The 16932-nt window shown below is 59.4% G+C and carries 18 protein-coding genes; 6 read left to right on the top strand and 12 right to left on the bottom strand.

The features are described 5' to 3' along the window. Positions 1–21 precede the first annotated feature (21 nt). Together I6L40_RS07530 and rlmM are read left to right on the top strand one after the other, a co-directional pair. Entirely contained in the window at positions 22–408 is a 387-nt protein-coding gene (locus I6L40_RS07530) for a DUF423 domain-containing protein (RefSeq protein ID WP_041208057.1), read from the top strand. Then, complete coding sequence (gene rlmM, locus I6L40_RS07535; RefSeq protein WP_042030238.1) at positions 401–1495, top strand: 23S rRNA (cytidine(2498)-2'-O)-methyltransferase RlmM; 1095 nt, start codon at positions 401–403, stop codon at positions 1493–1495. The genes I6L40_RS07530 and rlmM overlap by 8 nt, the downstream gene beginning before the upstream one ends. Positions 1496–1569: 74 nt before the next feature. On the opposite strand, the gene I6L40_RS07540 is transcribed toward rlmM, so the two are convergent. The 7 genes from I6L40_RS07540 to queF form a co-directional block, all read right to left on the bottom strand. Continuing rightward, positions 1570–2025, bottom strand: a complete 456-nt coding sequence (locus tag I6L40_RS07540; protein ID WP_225628279.1) for a hypothetical protein — start codon at positions 2023–2025, stop codon at positions 1570–1572. 116 nt (positions 2026–2141) lie between these two features. Continuing rightward, positions 2142–3149 carry an isocitrate dehydrogenase gene (locus tag I6L40_RS07545; protein WP_033114232.1) on the bottom strand — a complete coding sequence of 336 codons (1008 nt, stop codon included), beginning with the start codon at positions 3147–3149 and terminating at the stop codon, positions 2142–2144. A gap of 158 nt (positions 3150–3307) precedes the next feature. Continuing rightward, on the bottom strand, positions 3308–4108 hold the full coding sequence (xni, locus tag I6L40_RS07550; RefSeq protein ID WP_216995213.1) for a flap endonuclease Xni: 801 nt from the start codon (positions 4106–4108) through the stop codon (positions 3308–3310). Between the two features lie 131 nt (positions 4109–4239). Continuing rightward, a complete protein-coding gene (gene ppnN, locus I6L40_RS07555; protein ID WP_033114234.1) occupies positions 4240–5595 on the bottom strand; it encodes a nucleotide 5'-monophosphate nucleosidase PpnN in 1356 nt (451 codons plus the stop codon). A 151-nt stretch (positions 5596–5746) separates the two neighbouring features. Then, positions 5747–7363 (bottom strand): diguanylate cyclase, encoded by a 1617-nt coding sequence (locus I6L40_RS07560; protein WP_156852364.1) that lies wholly within the window; start codon positions 7361–7363, stop codon positions 5747–5749. 88 nt (positions 7364–7451) lie between these two features. Further along, positions 7452–9725: a hypothetical protein gene (locus I6L40_RS07565; protein WP_216995214.1), complete on the bottom strand. Its 2274-nt coding sequence runs from the start codon at positions 9723–9725 to the stop codon at positions 7452–7454. A 135-nt stretch (positions 9726–9860) separates the two neighbouring features. Then, complete coding sequence (gene queF, locus I6L40_RS07570; protein ID WP_216995215.1) at positions 9861–10709, bottom strand: NADPH-dependent 7-cyano-7-deazaguanine reductase QueF; 849 nt, start codon at positions 10707–10709, stop codon at positions 9861–9863. Positions 10710–10891: 182 nt separating this feature from the next. Between queF and syd the strand changes: the two genes are divergently transcribed. Beyond that, positions 10892–11440 carry a SecY-interacting protein gene (syd, locus tag I6L40_RS07575; RefSeq protein WP_071912262.1) on the top strand — a complete coding sequence of 183 codons (549 nt, stop codon included), beginning with the start codon at positions 10892–10894 and terminating at the stop codon, positions 11438–11440. A 127-nt stretch (positions 11441–11567) separates the two neighbouring features. Here syd and I6L40_RS07580 read toward each other — a convergent pair whose 3' ends face one another. The 5 genes from I6L40_RS07580 to I6L40_RS07600 form a co-directional block, all read right to left on the bottom strand. Continuing rightward, positions 11568–12353 carry a Zn-ribbon-containing protein gene (locus I6L40_RS07580; RefSeq protein ID WP_216995216.1) on the bottom strand — a complete coding sequence of 262 codons (786 nt, stop codon included), beginning with the start codon at positions 12351–12353 and terminating at the stop codon, positions 11568–11570. Positions 12354–12356: 3 nt separating this feature from the next. Beyond that, a complete protein-coding gene (locus tag I6L40_RS07585) occupies positions 12357–12653 on the bottom strand; it encodes a DNA-binding protein (RefSeq protein WP_216995217.1) in 297 nt (98 codons plus the stop codon). 92 nt (positions 12654–12745) lie between these two features. Then, positions 12746–12982, bottom strand: a complete 237-nt coding sequence (locus I6L40_RS07590; RefSeq protein WP_033113718.1) for a DUF2789 family protein — start codon at positions 12980–12982, stop codon at positions 12746–12748. A gap of 342 nt (positions 12983–13324) precedes the next feature. Further along, positions 13325–13624 (bottom strand): DUF3301 domain-containing protein, encoded by a 300-nt coding sequence (locus tag I6L40_RS07595; protein WP_041208068.1) that lies wholly within the window; start codon positions 13622–13624, stop codon positions 13325–13327. A gap of 119 nt (positions 13625–13743) precedes the next feature. Further along, positions 13744–14784, bottom strand: a complete 1041-nt coding sequence (locus I6L40_RS07600) for a DUF3549 family protein (protein WP_041208069.1) — start codon at positions 14782–14784, stop codon at positions 13744–13746. Between the two features lie 259 nt (positions 14785–15043). Here I6L40_RS07600 and I6L40_RS07605 point away from each other — a divergent pair, with 259 nt between their 5' ends. The 3 genes from I6L40_RS07605 (at position 15044) to I6L40_RS07615 (ending at position 16661) form a co-directional block, all read left to right on the top strand. After that, positions 15044–15379 (top strand): YqcC family protein, encoded by a 336-nt coding sequence (locus I6L40_RS07605; protein ID WP_033113715.1) that lies wholly within the window; start codon positions 15044–15046, stop codon positions 15377–15379. Further along, positions 15376–16149 (top strand): tRNA pseudouridine(65) synthase TruC, encoded by a 774-nt coding sequence (truC, locus tag I6L40_RS07610; RefSeq protein WP_041208070.1) that lies wholly within the window; start codon positions 15376–15378, stop codon positions 16147–16149. The genes I6L40_RS07605 and truC overlap by 4 nt, the downstream gene beginning before the upstream one ends. A 77-nt stretch (positions 16150–16226) precedes the next feature. Next, the gene (locus tag I6L40_RS07615; RefSeq protein WP_216995218.1) at positions 16227–16661 is read left to right on the top strand and encodes a flavodoxin; all 435 of its coding nucleotides are present in this window, start codon (positions 16227–16229) and stop codon (positions 16659–16661) included. Positions 16662–16932 lie beyond the last annotated feature (271 nt).

Here is a 16932-nt window from a genome sequence, read left to right on the forward strand (position 1 = left end):
AATTACAGAAGGAGAGTCAGGATGAGTATCCATCGACACTGGCTGGTGCTGGCTGGTTTTTTCGGGCTGACGGCAACCATGCTGGGGGCTTACGGCGCCCACGGACTGGCCGCCACCGGCATTGCTCCCGAGCGTCTGGCGGCCTTTAATACCGCCGTGCAGTATCAGTTTTTTCACGCACTGGCCCTGTTGGTACTGGGTTGGTGCGGGGTGCGCAGCAAGGTGATTACCGTTGCCGGCACCGCATTTGTGCTGGGGATCCTGGGATTCTCCGGCAGTATTTACGCCATGGTGCTGCTTGGCAGCAAGGGGCTGGGGCTCATTACCCCGGCCGGTGGCCTCTGTTTTATGTTGGGATGGGCGGCTCTGATATGGGCTGGCTGTCGTCTTGGAGGAAAAAATGAATAATCTGCTGCTTTATTGCCGCCCCGGTTTTGAGAAAGAGGCGGCTGCAGAGATCACCGAGCGTGCCGGTAACATGCAGTGCTACGGTTTCGCCCGGGTCAAGGACGACAGTGGTTATGTGATATTCGAACTGTATGACGAGGAGCAGGCAGACCTGCTGGCTCGCAAGCTGCCATTCCGCGAGCTTATCTTTATCCGTCAGATGCTGGTGGTCACCCACGATCTGAAGGATCTGGATGTTGCGGATCGGATCACCCCCATCATCGACGCAGTTCGCGAATACACCATTTGTGGCGATTTGCGGGTCGAAACTGCTGACACCAACGAAGCGAAAGAGCTGTCGGCCTTCTGCCGCAAGTTCACCGTTCCGCTGCGTCAGGCGCTGCGCAACAACGAGATCCTGACCAAGAAGGAGACGCCGAACCGCCCGGTGTTCCACGCCTTCTTCATGGCCAATGATCACGTGCTGCTGGGTTACTCCTACTCCTTCAACAACTCCGGATTCCATATGGGGATCCCGCGTCTGCGCTTCCCGGCCGATGCGCCGAGCCGCTCCAGCCTCAAGCTGGAAGAGGCGTTTTACGTGTTCGTGCCGCGAGAAGAGTGGGATACGCGTCTCTGCTCCGGCCTGAAGGCGGTGGATCTGGGGGCCTGCCCGGGTGGTTGGACCTATCAGCTGGTGCGTCGTGGCATGATGGTGACGGCGGTCGACAACGGCATGATGGCGCAATCTCTGATGGATACCGGTCAGGTCAAACATGTGCGCGATGACGGCTTTGTCTGGCGTCCGAGCAAGAAGAACACCTACTGGCTGGTGTGTGACATGGTCGATAAACCGGCGCGGGTCGTTCACATGATTGCGGACTGGTTCCGGGAGAATGATTGCCAGGAGGCGATGTTCAACCTCAAGCTGCCGATGAAGAAGCGTTATGCCGAATCGGTGCACAATATCGAGGTATTGCGTGAGATGCTCAAGGAGATCGACAACGCGTTCGTGATCCAGGCCAAGCAGCTCTACCACGATCGTGAAGAGATCACCGTGCATGTCTACAACAAGTACTGGGTTTCCAAGCTGCAACCCAAGGCCTGATAGACAGGATGCACATCCGAGATAGTAAAAAGACCGGCGAGGAAACTCACCGGTCTTTTGCTATCTGGTTCTGGCTAGAAGCGATAATCGACGCGCAGGGAGGATTCGTCATTGGTGACCTTCAGCTCGATCTCGAGGGGAATGCTCTTGTCGACCGGATTGAGCTGCAGTTTTACTCCGTTGCCCCTCAGTTTTATCGCCGTATTCATGGTGCCGGTTCTGAATTTGACCTTGGGTTTGTAGCGCTCGAAAGAGAGGCTGACACTCTTTTCCGGGGTGAGATTGAGCTGCGGGTAGGAGGTTATCTGCTGGTTGCCGTAGTTATCGGTGGTGACTTCAATACCGAATGAGAGCGGTTTGGGAGCTTTGAGCAGATCGTTGGTATCCAGCGTAGAGCGCCACACTTCACGGCTGGTCAGCGCCTGCTGACGCGGGAGCATGGCCCCCGGATTGGTGCTGTTTTCCAATGCGACAGCCCGGTCAGTCAAGAGTAACAGCCCTGTCAAAAATACCATTCCGGTAGTACGCATCGGAGACCCTCCCTGTCACTTCTCCTATGAAAATAGACGGCAACAGACGGCTGGGTGAGGTTATTGTGAAGATAAAAAAGGGAGCCGAAGCTCCCTTTCAATATCAATGGATTAACTCATAACCGATCGATGATGGCCTGAGTAAATTCGCTGGTGGAGGCGCTACCACCCAGATCCCGGGTAACCCGATCACCGGATTCGATAGTGGCGCGTACCGCCTCACGGATCCGCTCTGCTTTATCCTGCATGCCGAGGTACTCCAGCATCTGGATGGAGGCGAGGATCACCGAGGTCGGGTTAGCGATATTCTTGCCTGCGATATCCGGCGCCGAGCCGTGCACCGCTTCGAAGATAGCTGCACCATCGCCGATGTTGGCACCCGGCGCCATGCCGAGACCGCCAACCAGACCGGCGCACAGGTCCGAGAGAATGTCGCCAAACAGGTTGGTGGTGACCATCACATCGAAGCGCTCCGGATACATCACCAGATTCATGCAGGCGGCATCGACGATCATCTCTTCGCTCTGGATATCCGGGTAGTGGCTGGCGATTTCACGAGCCACTTCGAGGAACAGGCCGGAGGTTGACTTGAGGATGTTGGCCTTGTGGATGATGGTGACCTTCTTGCGCCCTTCCTGACGGGCCAGCTCGAAGGCAAACTTGACGATGCGCTCGGCCCCCTCGCGGGTGATGATGCTCATCGCCTCGGCGCTCTTGTTGTCATCGCTGCGCTTCTGGCCAGCGCCCGAATACATCCCTTCGGTATTTTCGCGCACCGTGATGATGTCGATGTTTTCGTAACGGCTCTTGGTGCCTTTGAAGGAGATGACCGGACGCACGTTGGCGTAGAGGTTGAATTTCTTGCGCAGGGAGACGTTGATGGAGGTAAAACCGCCGCCAACCGGAGTGGTAAGCGGCCCTTTCAGGGTGACCTTGTTCTTCTCGATTAGATCCAGCGTTGCCTGTGGCAGCAGTTCGCCATGCTTTTCAAGGGCAACCAGGCCCGCATCTGCATACTCATATTCGAAATCACAGCCTGCGTGGGTCAGGATCTGGATGGCTGATTCGATGATGCTGGGGCCAATGCCGTCGCCCGGGATAACGGTAATTGTTCTTTTGGACATGAGAGGGTTCCACTTCCAGGGTATAGGGGAGGATGGGGCTGCTTTATATCATTTACTTAGCAATCCAACCACATTCCTTTACATTCTACTCATTTTCATCAACGACGAGGGTGAGTCTCGTCATGGTTCGCGCCCTTGCCTGCATTTTTGTTCGGGCGTTATTCGGGCTGGGGCGGGTACCGGATGTCCCGCAGGTTGAATCCCAGCGGAATATCCTGTTGCAACCGCACCAATCGCTGGGCCAGCAGCGCCTCTTCCCTGTGCTGACGCAGCTTGAGCAGCGCTTTCGCTGCCTCTTCCTGCTCGCTGGCAGCTAGCATGGTGGCCAGATCACCATACTGCAGCAGAAGTTGGGTTGCGGTCTTGGGGCCGATTCCCGGAACGCCCTTGATGTTGGAGCCCCCGATACCGGTCAGCGCCCAGAAATCGACCAGTTGTGTTGGCGCAACCCCGTATTGCTGCTCGACAAAGGCGGCATCCAGCCAGCGCTTGTTGAAGTAGTCGCGGATCTGGATCTGCGGGCAGATAAGTTGGCAGAACCCCTTGTCGGTGGAGATGATGGTAGCCCTTGCCCCGTGTTGGGCAATGCCACAGGCAAGGGTGGCGATGAGATCGTCGGCCTCGTCGGTTTCTGAAAGCAGGGCGTCGATGCCGCACTCCCATAAGGCATCCTGCAGTGTACCCAGCCCTTCGCGCAGCTCCGGTGGCATGGGTGTGCGTCCCTCCTTGTAGGCCGGATAGATCTCCTTGCGCCAGCTATGCACCTCCCCGTCGAAAACCGCGATGACATGGGTTGGTTCGCTATTGGTCAGCAACTTGCGGCAGGTATTGACGAGGTTGGCGCGGGTGGCAACCAGCGCCTGGGCAGGAGTCAGCGCCTGCTGTGATTGCACCGCATGCAGACGGCGGATGAGGTTGAGGGCATCGATGATAAGCAGGTGTGGCCTTGGATTTGACATGGGGCACTCTTGGCAGTCGGAACGCCCCATTGTAACAAACCCGCGAGCCTGATGGGGGATTGATGGCCGTTGGCAGCTGAGTGGCAAAAGAGAGGGGCGCATTGCGCCCCTCGATTTACCTGCTGTACCCGTCAGCGTACGATTTCGTAGCAAGGCACATACTGACTGCCCGGCAGCTTCATCCGCTGCTGCTTGACGAAGCTCTCCAGCAGCTTGTCCATCAGGTGCATCAGCTCCTTGTCGCCGTGCAGCTTGAAGGGGCCTTTCTTCTCGATGGCGCGAATGCCGCCCTCTTTCACGTTGCCCGCGACGATGCCGGAGAAGGCACGACGCAGGTTGGCTGCCAACAGCTGGGGCGGCTGGTTGCGGTGCAGATCCAGACTGGCCATGTTGGCGTGATCCGGCTCGAAGGGGAGCTGGAACTCCGGCTCAATCTTGAGCGACCAGTTGAAGGAGTAAGCATCGCCGACCGATTTGCGATATTCGCGAATTTTCGGCATTGCTTCTTTCATTACCCGTGCCACTTCCGGTGCATCGCCGACGATGATCCGGTAGAGGCGGGTAGCCGGTTCACCCAGGGTCGCCTTGACGAAGTCGTCGATGGCACGGAAGTAGTCCGCACTCTCTTTCGGGCCGGTCAGGATGATGGGCATCGGCTGGCGTTCGTTGGCCGGGTTCATCATGATACCGAGCAGATAGAGCAGCTCTTCTGCCGTACCTACTCCGCCCGGGAAGATGATGATGCCGTGGCCGAGGCGCACGAAGGCTTCCAGTCGCTTCTCGATATCCGGCAGGATCACCAGTTCGTTGACGATGGGGTTGGGCGGCTCGGCTGCAATGATGGAGGGTTCGGTCAGACCGATGTAACGGCCGTTGCGTACCCGCTGCTTGGCGTGGCCAACGGCAGCACCCTTCATCGGACCTTCCATGGCGCCAGGGCCACAGCCGGTACAGATGTTGAGCTCGCGCAGACCCAGCTCGTTGCCGACCGCCCGGGTGTACTGGTATTCGATCTCGTTGATGGAGTGGCCGCCCCAGCAGACGATCAGGTTGGGATCGGCGCCGGGCTGGATCACCTTGGCATTGCGCAGGATGGCAAAGACCACGTTGGAGATGTGAGTTGAATTGGTCAGATTGACCTGACGGTTCGATTCGAGCTGGTTGGAGACATAAAGGATGTCGCGCAGCACCGAGAAGAGGTGCTCCTGAATGCCGCGAATGATCTCGCCATCGACGAAGGCGTGCTCCGGCGCGTTGAACAGCTCGAGTTTGACCCCGCGCTCGCGCCGGATCACGTGAATATCAAACGACTTGAAACGCTCAAGTATCTCTTTGGAGCTATCGGTGTGGCTGCCAGAGTTGAGCACCGCCAGCGAACAGTTGCGAAACAGCTGATAGATATCGCTGGAGGCTGTCTGCTTGAGGCGATCGACCTCAAGCTGTGACAGCAAATCCATGCTGCCGACCGGATTTATATGCGTAATCATAGGGTTCCCCTTTACTCATCTTGTTATCGTTGTGCTTTTCCCTGGGGAGAAAAGGGGATGCCTTCTTGCATCCCCTGACTTCGATAGTAGTGGTAACAGAGGGGGGAGGGAAATAGGGGGGACGACTGTTCGCTGTTTTTTTGACCGCTCGTCAGGCCAGAGTCACTTGATCCCGACCGGTATGCTTGGAGTGGTATAGCGCCTTGTCCGCCCGCTCGAACACATCGGACGGGTTGTCCCCCTCCTTGAACAGGGTGGCGCCGATGGAGATGGTGATCTCCACCTTGGCATCCCGAAAGCGGAATGGAATGCTCTTGATGGTCTGGCGCAATGTTTCAAGGGGCTTCTGGAACTTGTCCGGATTGATGTTGGGCAGCAGCACCACAAACTCCTCGCCGCCGAAACGGGCAATGAAGTCGGTGTCACGCAGTGCGCTTTGCAGCGCCTTGGCAACCACTTTCAGCGCCTTGTCGCCCGCCATATGACCGTAGTTGTCATTGATGTTCTTGAAGTGATCAATGTCGATAATGGCCATGCAAAGCGGAGTGCGATAGCGAAGCCAACGTTTGTACTCCTGCTCCAGCCGTTCGTCGAGGGCAGCCCGGTTGTGCACCTGGGTCAGGCTGTCGAGGAACAGCTTGTGCTTCTGGATGGTGAGCCGCTTTTTGTATTCGGCGGTCTCCTCCTTCATCAACCTGAGCTTGGACTCCATGGTGGAGAGGCGGGTGAGCAGATGGCGCTCCCTTGCCGCCGTGTTTTCGCGCTCCTGAAGCAGCTGGTTGATGGCGCCCATATGGCCGGAAATCGCCTCTTTAAGCGCATCGAGGGTGTTGTGGCTGGCAAGCGTCTGATCGATGGCCTGCAACTCGTTAACCAGCGCCTCGCGGGTCTCTTTGGTCTCGTTGTGCAGGGCGCGCCCTTCATCCAGCGACTCGGTAAAACCGACGTGAACGGCGGAAAGGCTCTCGTTGAGGGTGCTCAGGAAGGCGCGGGAGGCTTTGCGCTCCTCACGGGTGCCCTCGATGATGAGTTCGATCACCTGCAGGCTGGTTTCGGCCAGCAGAGCGGGGTTGATCCCGATCAGCAGCTGGCGGCGAATGTCACTCAGGCTCTCGCCGATGGAACCGGCAAAATCGAGCTCGGTGATGAGACGTTGCAACTCGTCGGCAAGACGAACATGCTCCTTGAGATCGAAGGCATCGTTTTCTGTTTGGGGCTCGCCGGGGTTCGCTTCACTCTCGGCTGCGGGTTGCTCCGGATTGACCTGCAGGGGTTGGCTTGGCAGCAGCTGGATCTTGATGGCCTGCTGGTAGAACTCCAGCAGCCTGATCACCTTCTTCTGATGGTCGGCAATGCCGTAGCCGGCAGGACTGGCCAAAAACTCCTTGAGGGATTTGCGGGTATCTTCCGGGAAACCTTTGATGGTCTTGAGCTGCCTGGAGCCGAGATCGATGGCGGCCTGGGTCAGGGTCATCGACTCTTCGATGGCATTGCTGTGCTGTTGCAACAGTTTTTCGATCGCCAGCAGATCGGCGTCAAGGGCGGTGAAAGCGGGATTATTATCCAGTTTCTGCTTGAGTTTGGCGAAGCGGTTGTCCAGCTCACGGTCGAAGCCACGGCAGGAGAGCATCAGCTTGTTGATAAACTGAATGCCGCGGGCACGCTCGGCATCGGAGAATGAGAGTACTCCGTCGAGTTCCAGCTGTTTCTGCTGAAGGGATTCCCTTAGCCTTGCCAATTGTCCTGCTACGGCAGCGATGTCATTCATTATCAGGTCGCCCTGTTGTCATTATTGTTTTTCGTGTCAGATAGCAACAGTGACCGAACCCGTGATCGAGCCTCGTCTGTTATCTATTTTACGGTTGTGGGCCGGTGTCTTGCTTCCTTGCAAGTTGGTGCCAATTAACCCATTGCTTTTCATGAGAAGAATTGACTTTTACCAGTCCCTTGTCAATTGCCATCAGGGCGCATTGCCACACATCCCCATTAAAAAATGCTGCCTGTTGGCAATCGATGGCGGCCAGCTCCAGCCAGACGTTTTGCTGGTGTTTTTCACTGAGCTGAATGGCTCCCGACAGGGCGAGATAACAGAGGTCAAACAGGCCGTGGTGATCGAGTGCGGTCGCCGCCTTCGGCAGGAAGGGGTGGCTGACGATGCCAAGGCTGACCCGGCGATCGATTGGGTAGTCGCAGGGGAAGGCGGCGATGGCGATCAGCAGATCGCCGGCAAGCTGGTGCAGATTGGCCACATGCCGCTGCGGTACCACATAGAGCAGGTGCCCTTCGCGCAAATCGTAGATGCGGCCATCCTGCGGAGTCAGTGTCTCGATATAGGCGCCAAAGGCCTGTTCAATCTCGCTGCTGGCCTGATAGCCGTGCTGCTCCCGCACATTGAGCAGGAAAGGAACCCGGAACAGCAAATAGTGCAGCTTGTCGTCAAATTCGCTGGTGGGCTCTTCGCTCAGATACCAGCGCTCCGATTTGAGCTGGCGTTTGGCCATCTCCCGCGGCCAGCGGTTCATCAGACGTTGCCAGTTGGCCAGTCCCGAGCGGGGCTCTATCAGCAGGGCTTCACCGGTGCGCTTGGCCTGCAGACGGGCGGTGCGCAGCTTGAGCCAGAGGGTAAAGAAGAGATAGATAAAGAGGGCGAGCAGCAGGCTGGTGGTGATGCTCGACCAGAGATAGCGCTCCTGCTGGTGCTGACTCTGGCTTAGCTGTTGCTCCAGCTCCTTGATGTGCTGCACCCGTTCGACGTGGACATAGTTGTCGCGGATGGCGGCCTGCTCCTGGGCGATCTCCTGCTGGCGAACCTCCTCACCCAGTCGGTGGAAGCGCTTGTAGCTGTCCAGCGCCTGGCGCAGGAATCCTTTCTGTTCGTAAGCCAGCGAGAGCAGGCGGAACACTTCGTACTGGCGGCGGGTATCGCCAATCTGGTCGGCCAGTGCCCGGGCATTCTCCAGCTGCAGGATGGCGATGGCGGCCTCCTGCTTTTTCAGATAGAGCTCGCCGAGCAGCAGCAGGGTATCGATAAGCGGCTCTTTGGCATCGTTCAGCTCATGGGACTGGCGCGCCGCATTGAGGTAGTTGCTGGCCAGCGAGAGGTTGCCGCTTTGCAGGTAGGTTTTGCCAATCTCGTACTTGAGCAGGGAGGACTGTGGCCGGTTGCTCCCTTCATCGATGAGGTCGAGGGCATTGAAGAAGTAGACCAGCGCCAGATTGAGGTCTCCCTGATCCCGGTTGAGGCGCGCCAGCACGATGAGCGAGTCGCACAGCAGGGAGGGATTGCCGATGGAGTGGAAGTAGTTGGCCGCTTCATTGGCATACTGGAGCGCTTTCTGGGGCTCCTGCTCCTGCTGGTAGAGCTTGACGATCTGGTTGGAGAGCAGGCCGAGGAAGAGCGGATCGTTGAGATTTCTCGCCTGCTGCTGGGCATCGATATATTCGCCAAGGGCCAGCTGGGGTTGCTGCAGGGCGCGATAGAGATCGCCACTGATGGCGCTGACCCAGGCGCTGGCCAGCGGATAGCCCGCTTTCGCTGCCCAGTTGCGGGCCTCGGCCAGATGCACCTTGGCATCCTCGAGCTGCTGATTGTCGATGTCATAGCTGGTGCGTAGCAGCCGGCTGTAGATCTGCAGCTGGCTCTGCTTGAGATTGGGGGCGGTCAGCTGCTCCTCAAGCTCGCTCAGCAAGGGGCGACTGCTGCTCTGGTGGTCAGGCTTGAGCAGCTGGCTGCGGATCTTGAGATAGAGGCCGTGTGCCTTGAGTTCTGGCAGATTCTCCTTGTCTGCCAGATCCATCGCCTTGTCGAGCGCCTGTTGGGTGGCCTGATACTGGCCCAGCTGCAACAGGCATTCTCCCTTGAGCAGATAGGCGCCGACGGACTGGGCGATGGTGCTGTAGTTCAGGATTGGCTCGCGATAGCCGAACTCCTGCCGGTTGCTGATGATCTGCTGGGGATTGTTGGCTGCGCGCGTCAGGAAGGCGGAGGTGATCTGGACGCATCTGGCGGGATCGGTCTGAACCAGCGACTGAGCCTGCTGGAGGTCGACAGAGAGCTGCTCCTTGTCCAGATCAAGATTCGGAGCGGACAGGGAGGACATCATCATGGCCAGAAAAAACAGTTGATTCATTGGATTAAGGACGGCACAGGGGTGAGGGCATGTTATCCAACGCCCCCCTGTGCGTCCAGAGTTTACTCATGCTTCCCCTGCAGATAAGAAGAGGGCGTCCAACCGACGCCCTCTCATTTCTATTGTCAGCCCGTTTTACTGACGGATCAGCCGCAGATTGGCGGGGACCGCCTCGAAATCGGAGCGGAACGGGTTGATGTCGAGGCCGCCGCGACGGGTATAGCGGGCATAGACGGTGAGCTGCTCCGGCTGGCAGTAGTGCTTGAGGTCGATGAAGATGCGCTCGATGCACTGCTCGTGGAACTCGTTGTGCTGGCGGAACGAGATGAGGTAGCGCAGCAGTTTCTCCCGATCGAGTTGCGGCCCCTTGTAGCGGATCACCACAGAGCCCCAGTCCGGCTGGCTGGTGACCAGACAGTTGGACTTGAGCAGGTGGCTGTGCAGGGTCTCCTCGATCAGCTCGCTGCTGGCGGCGCCTTGCAGCAGGTCGGCATCAAACTCGTAGTGGTCGACCTCGATATCCAGCTCGTCGATGCACTCGCCAGGCTGGGTGGCGATCTGGTGCGGGGCGCGATCGAGCGGGAACAGGGTCACCTTGACCGGCTCGCCGGCGCAGGCTCCGAGATCTTGCTCCAGCAAGGCCGCCACCGCCTCAATGGAGTCGCAACGGGTCTGGTTGAAGGAGTTGAGGTAGAGCTTGAACGATTTGGACTCGATAAGATTCGGGCTGGTGGCCGGAATGGTCACTTCGCCCACGGCTACCATCGGCTTGCCCTTGCTGTTGAGCCAGGAGAGCTCATAGAGCGTCCAGACATCGCAACCGGTAAAGGGGAGGTCGTCACCGAGTTTCAGATCATCCCGGTTCAGGCTGCGGGGAACCGGTTGCAACAGGGAGGGGGTGTACTGGCTGATGTAGTCGGATTGCTGGCCCAGACTCAAGCCCTTGAGGGCGCTGGCGCCGGCGTATCTATCTTGTTTGCTCACAGGTTTGCTCACCTAATGTGTTCATCATGATTGGGAGGAAGCGGGCCATTGCATGGCCAGAGCGTGCTCGCAGCCTTGCCAGCGGGGATAACCCCGAGCTGCAACGGGGCGCTGGCAACCTTGTCTGTCACCCGGTTTGATGGTGCAATAGCGGACTTTGCCAGCAATTGTGGGGATTTTCGATGTCGGATCAAGTTTTGTCTGCCCTGAAGCACTTTTTTACCCGCTGGCAGCGTGACGGCGAGGCCAGACGAGGCTTGCCCCTGTGCCAGTGGGAATCGGATTGGCGCTCCCCCTGTCAGCTTGGCGAGCCGGTCGACGGCCAGATCAGCTGGCGCCCCTATCTACGCAGCGAACCCGGCGATTTCACCGCCATGAACGAGGCGCTGGAGTTGCAGCTTCATCCTGCTGCGACCACCCTGTTTGGCCACTGGTTCAGCCGACCTGTCCCCTGCCTCTTCAAGGGGCTGCGCCTTGAGTTGATCCTGCCGTGGAACGAGGCGGATCTCGACCTGCTCAAGGAGAACCTCATCGGCCACCTGCTGATGCTGCGCAAGCTCAAGCGTACTCCCTCCATCTTCCTTGCCACCACCCGCAACGAGATGACCCTCATCTCGCTGGATAACGAGAGCGGTCAGGTGTGGCTGGAGTGGCTCGACTCCGGCCGCCGGCTGCCGCTGGCCCCCTCGTTGCCGGCGTTTCTGGAGCGGCTGGAGACCCTGCCGCAATAGCGCCTGTTCGCGCCACAGTCGCTTGGCAGAACAGATTTCGAAACGAAATGTCGAAACGAATATCGCAACAAAAAGAGCCTTGCCACGCGGCAAGGCTCTTTTTTATTGGGTCACGGGCAGGGCGCGCTTAATCCTTGAAATCCCAGGAGAGGTTGGAGACCAGCCGGCAGTTGTCGCACTTGAAGTCGAAGATCTCGTGCAGCGGCGCTGCCAGCGCCCACTCGCCACCACAGCTCGGGCAGGGGCGCGCCTTCTCTTCGGCCGCGCTCACGCCGCCCACCCGGTAGAGGTAGTAGTAGGTGGGGATGCCAGTCAGCACCTCCAGCCGCTTGGCGAGATCACTGCCACGCCGGTAGAGACGACTGCCCACCTCGCCAATCTCGTGCAGCGCCGCATGTTCGGCGATGGAGCCGTTCATCTGCAGCTGATCGCACGCCTCCCAATCCTCCTGCCACTTGATGATCTGTTTGTGATCGCCGTTGGCGATGGCTGGCACCTGATAGAGCGGGATGGGGGCGAAGTGGTCGCCGCAGCGCAGTGGCGAGCAGGTATGCAGGAAGCTGGTATAGAGCATCATCCAGCTTGGGCGCTCGCCCTGCTGGCCGCAAGGGTCTGTGCTGTCGGAGAGCAGATCCGCCCCCTGCAGATGGAGCTTCGGTGCCAGCAACCCCGCCTGATTGAGCTGCTGCTCGGCCAGCTTGACCTGCTCGCTCTGGTTGTCCGGGTGGAGGCTGTCCTGCTCCGGGCAGACTACCCGGCTGACGAAATAGCCCTCGTGCATGCTGGTGGGAAACTCGCGGCCGAGGATCTGGCCCTGATAGCGCAGCATGTCCAGATAGTTGACGATGGCCCGCTCGGCTTCACCGAGGGAGGTGTCGCGATAGCACTCAAAGCAGAGTTCGACGATATACATGGCTCAGTTTTTCCCCTGCTGGATGAGCAGGTCGGTGAGCCGATCCACTTTGCGTTCGAGACGATTGAGCTGTTCGGCAAGCAGCAGCAGGGTGGGCTCGGCAACGGGGGCGGGGGCTGCCTGCTCCTGGCTGGACGCTTCCGGGGCGCCAGCTGGCTGCTGTTTCCACTGGCTAAGCACTTTCAGCAGCTCGGCCATGGCAACCGGCTGGCTCAGGCGAGCCTTGATCATGGCTGTGGTCGGGGTGATCCCCTTGGCGGCCAGTTCGTTGGCGATACGGATGATCTCGTGGGCGGACATAAGCGTGCTCTGCTGAATGGGTAGATGGGGGCCGAAGTGGCTGGTCGGGGCGGGATCTTAACCAAAGCCCGCAGGGGATAAAAGGGGAGGGCTCAGCGGGGCTGGCGCAGCATCAGGTCGAGCTGATCGATCGCCTCGCACCAGTCGGAGTCGTGCCAGAGGGCATCGCGCAGAAAGCTGGCCTGAGCGGCGCTCCAGAACTGCGCCTCCGGCAGCAGGGTCTCGTTGTCGAGATGATGCTCGTGGACGAAGCGATAGAGGCTCAGCTCGTCGTTGGCCATGCCCAGCTGGGCGAACAGGGCGGGTAAATCGTGGTGCAGGGGGGCCATCTCGTCTCTCCCTTGGCTAATCCCTGAGATTATAGACAGGCGGATTTTTTCCCCCCGCGGCGGGTTGGGGTTTCATCCTGATGGCGGAGGGGGCATTGCGCCGCTGATGACGAGGGTTGGAGAGACGGGAGATGGCCCGACTTGGTCGCTATAAACAAAATTTATGGGTTTTAGGAAAATGACCCAACTTCAGCTTATGCCGAGGAGAGCGCACAGCTGGCGGCAGCCAGCATGCCGTTTGTGCTCATCAAAGGCATTCGCCCGATCTGTGTCATATGGCTTGCCGGCCCCGACCCGGATGGGGAGGGGGATAAGCAGGCCGGGTAATGAAGCAAGGGGATGTTAAACCGTGGGAATGCGATGGGGCGGCAGCTCGACGCCAATAACGTGCAGGCCCTGCATCTTGAGGGTGCCCTGATAGTGGCTTTCGCCATCGCTGGAGAACTCGAACTGGTAGTGGGTGAGCAGCCTGAGCGGCTTGCCGGCCACTTCACGGCGGCTGCGGGCCAGCGACAGCAGTTGCAGGTCGTGGTGCTGGCAGTAGCGACGCATGTATTGCCACGCCAGTTCGGCCTGACGGCGTTGCAGCCAGAACGCGCCGGCTATCGCCATCAGCGCCAGAATTCCGAGCATCTCTCCCATAGGCAGCTTCCTTGTTGTCGGATCATTGTCAGAGTCGGCTGTCAGCCAGATAGCGGGAGCCTGTGGTCAGACTCCCTTGTCTCCCAAATCGTGGCCAATGGGCCAGGCGATGCCGCAGATCAGGCAGAGGCAAACAGGCGGCCAATCGCCTTGCCCAGCTCCTCGCTGCGTTCCGGGTCACGCAGTCTGGCCAGCATATCATTGCGCAGGGCCGGTAAAGTGACGAGCTCGGCAAAAACCTGATTGAAGAACTGGGTCGGTTGCAGGGCGAGCTGTTCCAGATAGTCGCCGAGCAGTCTGGCATCCTGCAGATCGGGCCAGAGCCGGCCTGCGATGGCGAGCAGCAGCGCCGGGCTCGGCTGGGTTTGCAGCAGGGTCAGCAGCTTGTTGGTGCGCAGCGCGCTGCCGGGGCAGGAGGCCATGGCGCGGCAGAGGTAGGCCAGAGTCTCCGGATTGGGGGCGGCACACTCCTGCTCCTTGCCGATCCGCTCGAGCAGGGCGCCTTGCACGGCCGGTGGCAAGGGGGCGCTCTCCAGACTCTGGCAGAGGGCGTAGAGCGGCTCTTGCGGCAACTTGGGCAGCGCCTTGCAGACCAGCGCCAGATTGCGCTCATCATGCAGCCGCTCTGCCAGATCGGCAAAACCCTGCAGCCCCAGCGTCTGCCAGCCGGTGTCGTTGGGGGCAGCCAGATAGTGGCAGAGCGCTTCGTAATAGGCCGACGGGGCCTGCTCCAGCTGGCGTGCCAGCTTGGCGTGCAGGCTCGCCATCTTGGCCTCGGCCGGGCGGAAGGTGTAGGGGTTGTCAGCCAGCCGCTTGGCTTTCTCCTCGTCGAGCTCGCCGGTCAGCTTGTAGCCCAGCGTCTCCACCACCTGATCCATGAAGTGCTTGGGGCCGCTCGAGATGAGCAGGCCGCGCTCGTCGAGGGCAAACTTGAGGAACCAGAGGTAGTGGCGCGACTCGCTCGGCTGGAAGAAGTGGACGCCGAGCCAGGCGTGCTGCTGCAGCGGCCAGGGGTAGGGCTCCTGCTGCTGTTCGATGCGCACAAAGGTGTCGCTGGCCAGCGGCCGCACCTGGCGGCCCATGTCAAACAGCTGGAACTGGGTGCCAGCCTGGGTCAGAAAGTCGGTCAGAGTATTGATGGCGGTCGGCGTCGCAGACATGGAGAGCTCCGGCTTGAATATGATGCGGGCCGATTATAAGGCCATGGCCACGGATAGCCAGCGTTGGCTCCGGCCCGGATGGCGAGTCTGTGGCGGGATCTCTGCATGGCAGCCGCTCGGGAGGAGGTGTATAGTATCGCCCTTTTTTACGGGCGGTTGGCTGCGAAGGCTGCCGCTCTGGCTGGCGTCTTGTTGTTGCCTTGCTTGGCAAGCGCACGGCCATCCCGGATCAACCTGTGGTGATGAGGAAGTGCACGATATGAATCAATATTTGCTGGTCGCCGGCTTGCTGGGGGAACTCACGGCCGAGCTGCAGCGCCTCGAGCGCTGGCAGGCGGAGCATCCGGGCGAGGAGGCACTGGCCAGTACCCTGCCTTTTTGTGTCGATACCCTGAGCTTTGACCAGTGGTTGCAGTTCGTGCTGATCCCGCGCATGGAGCAGCTGGTGGTGATGCAGGCGCCGTTGCCGAGCAGCGTCTCCCTCTACCCCATGGCCAGTGAAGTCTATAAAGAGGAGCTGGCCGAGGTGGAGGCCCTGCTGCGGCTGATCGCCCGCTTCGACCTGCTGCTCTCCGGCAAAGTGGTCGAGCAATGATGGACGAGCAGAGTAAAGAAGAGAAAGCGCTGCAGCTCACCCTGCTCTATCAGGATGAGTGGCTGGTGGCGGTCAACAAGCCCTCCGGCCTGTTGGTGCATCGCAGCTGGCTCGACAAGGCCGAGACCCGCTTTGCCATGCAGATGACCCGGGATCTGATCGGCGGTCGCCACGTCTATCCGGTTCATCGCCTCGATCGACCCACTTCCGGGGTGCTGCTGTTCGCCCTCGATCCGGCGGTTGCCCGTACCCTGACCGAGGCGTTTGCCAACCGTCAGGTACACAAGGAGTATCTGGCGCTGGTGCGCGGCTGGGCGCCCGAGCAGGGGGTGATCGACTACCCCCTCAAGGAGCAGCTGGACAAGATCGCCGACGCCATGAGCGACCCGGATCGGCCGGCGCAGGAGGCGGTCACCACCTTCCGCCGGCTGCACCGGGTCGAGTTGCCCCATGCGGTCTCCAAGAAGCACCCCACCAGTCGCTACAGTCTGGTCAGATTGTTCCCGAAAACCGGCCGCAAGCATCAGCTGCGCCGCCATATGGATCATCTGTTCCATCCGATTGTGGGCGACACCACCCACGGCGATGGCCGCCATAACCGCTTCTTCCGCGAGCATTATGGCTGCGAGCGCTTGCTGCTGGTGGCCCGCACCCTGAGTTTTACCCACCCGATCCTCAAGGTGCCGATGCGGATCCAGGCGCCGCTTGGTCAGGATGTGCTGCGCCTGTTTGCCGAGTTGGGCTGGCCTGCCAGCGAGAGTGACTACTGATCCGCATCCGGTTGCATCTGGCGCCAGCTTGTCGATAAAGTGACTCATCATCCGACTGAAATGGCAGGGAGCAGGTGATGGCACAGATCGATATCGTGGTAGGGAGCGTCTATGGTGCGGCCATGCTGGTGGCCGAGACGCTGGCAGATGAGCTGGCACGGCAAGGGCACAAGACTGCGCTTTATGAAGAGGCACGGCTGGAGAATATCGACCCCGGCCGTTTTTTATTGCTGGTCAGCGCCACCACGGGGCAGGGGGATATTCCCCCCAATCTGCAACCCTTTGCTACCGATCTGGCTGAGCGCGCCCCCTGGCTCAAGGGGTTGCGGTATGCTCTGGTCGCCATGGGGGACAGCAGCTACGACCATTTTTGCGGTGCCGGCCGTCGGCTGGATAGTCAGTTGCAGGAGCTGGGGGCAACAGCGGTTGTCCCGCGCCTTGAGCTGGATGCGACCCTGCACGATGAGCCGGAGCGGGTCGCTCTGGCCTGGCTAAAAAGCTGGCATATATAGCCGGAAAATTACGCGGTAATTTGCCTCATATAAGTCCCCTGTCCGGTTCGGCAGGGGATTATTATTTGTGCGCCATTCTCCCCATGTCCATCAAATATCCGCACTGACAATAACGACATATTTCTCACTGACACCGTTTTCTTGTTTGTGCTGTTTCAAAAGGCAGCAGGACATATCAGGCAAATAAAAGTTCAATCATGAAAGCGATTTCAGTCATGTTTTTGCCAATGAGTGATCAAATATTCACTTTCATCTCGTCGCGAATTAATTA

The sequence above is a fragment of the Aeromonas sp. FDAARGOS 1410 genome (assembly GCF_019048745.1).
In the GTDB taxonomy this organism is placed as follows: domain Bacteria; phylum Pseudomonadota; class Gammaproteobacteria; order Enterobacterales; family Aeromonadaceae; genus Aeromonas; species Aeromonas jandaei.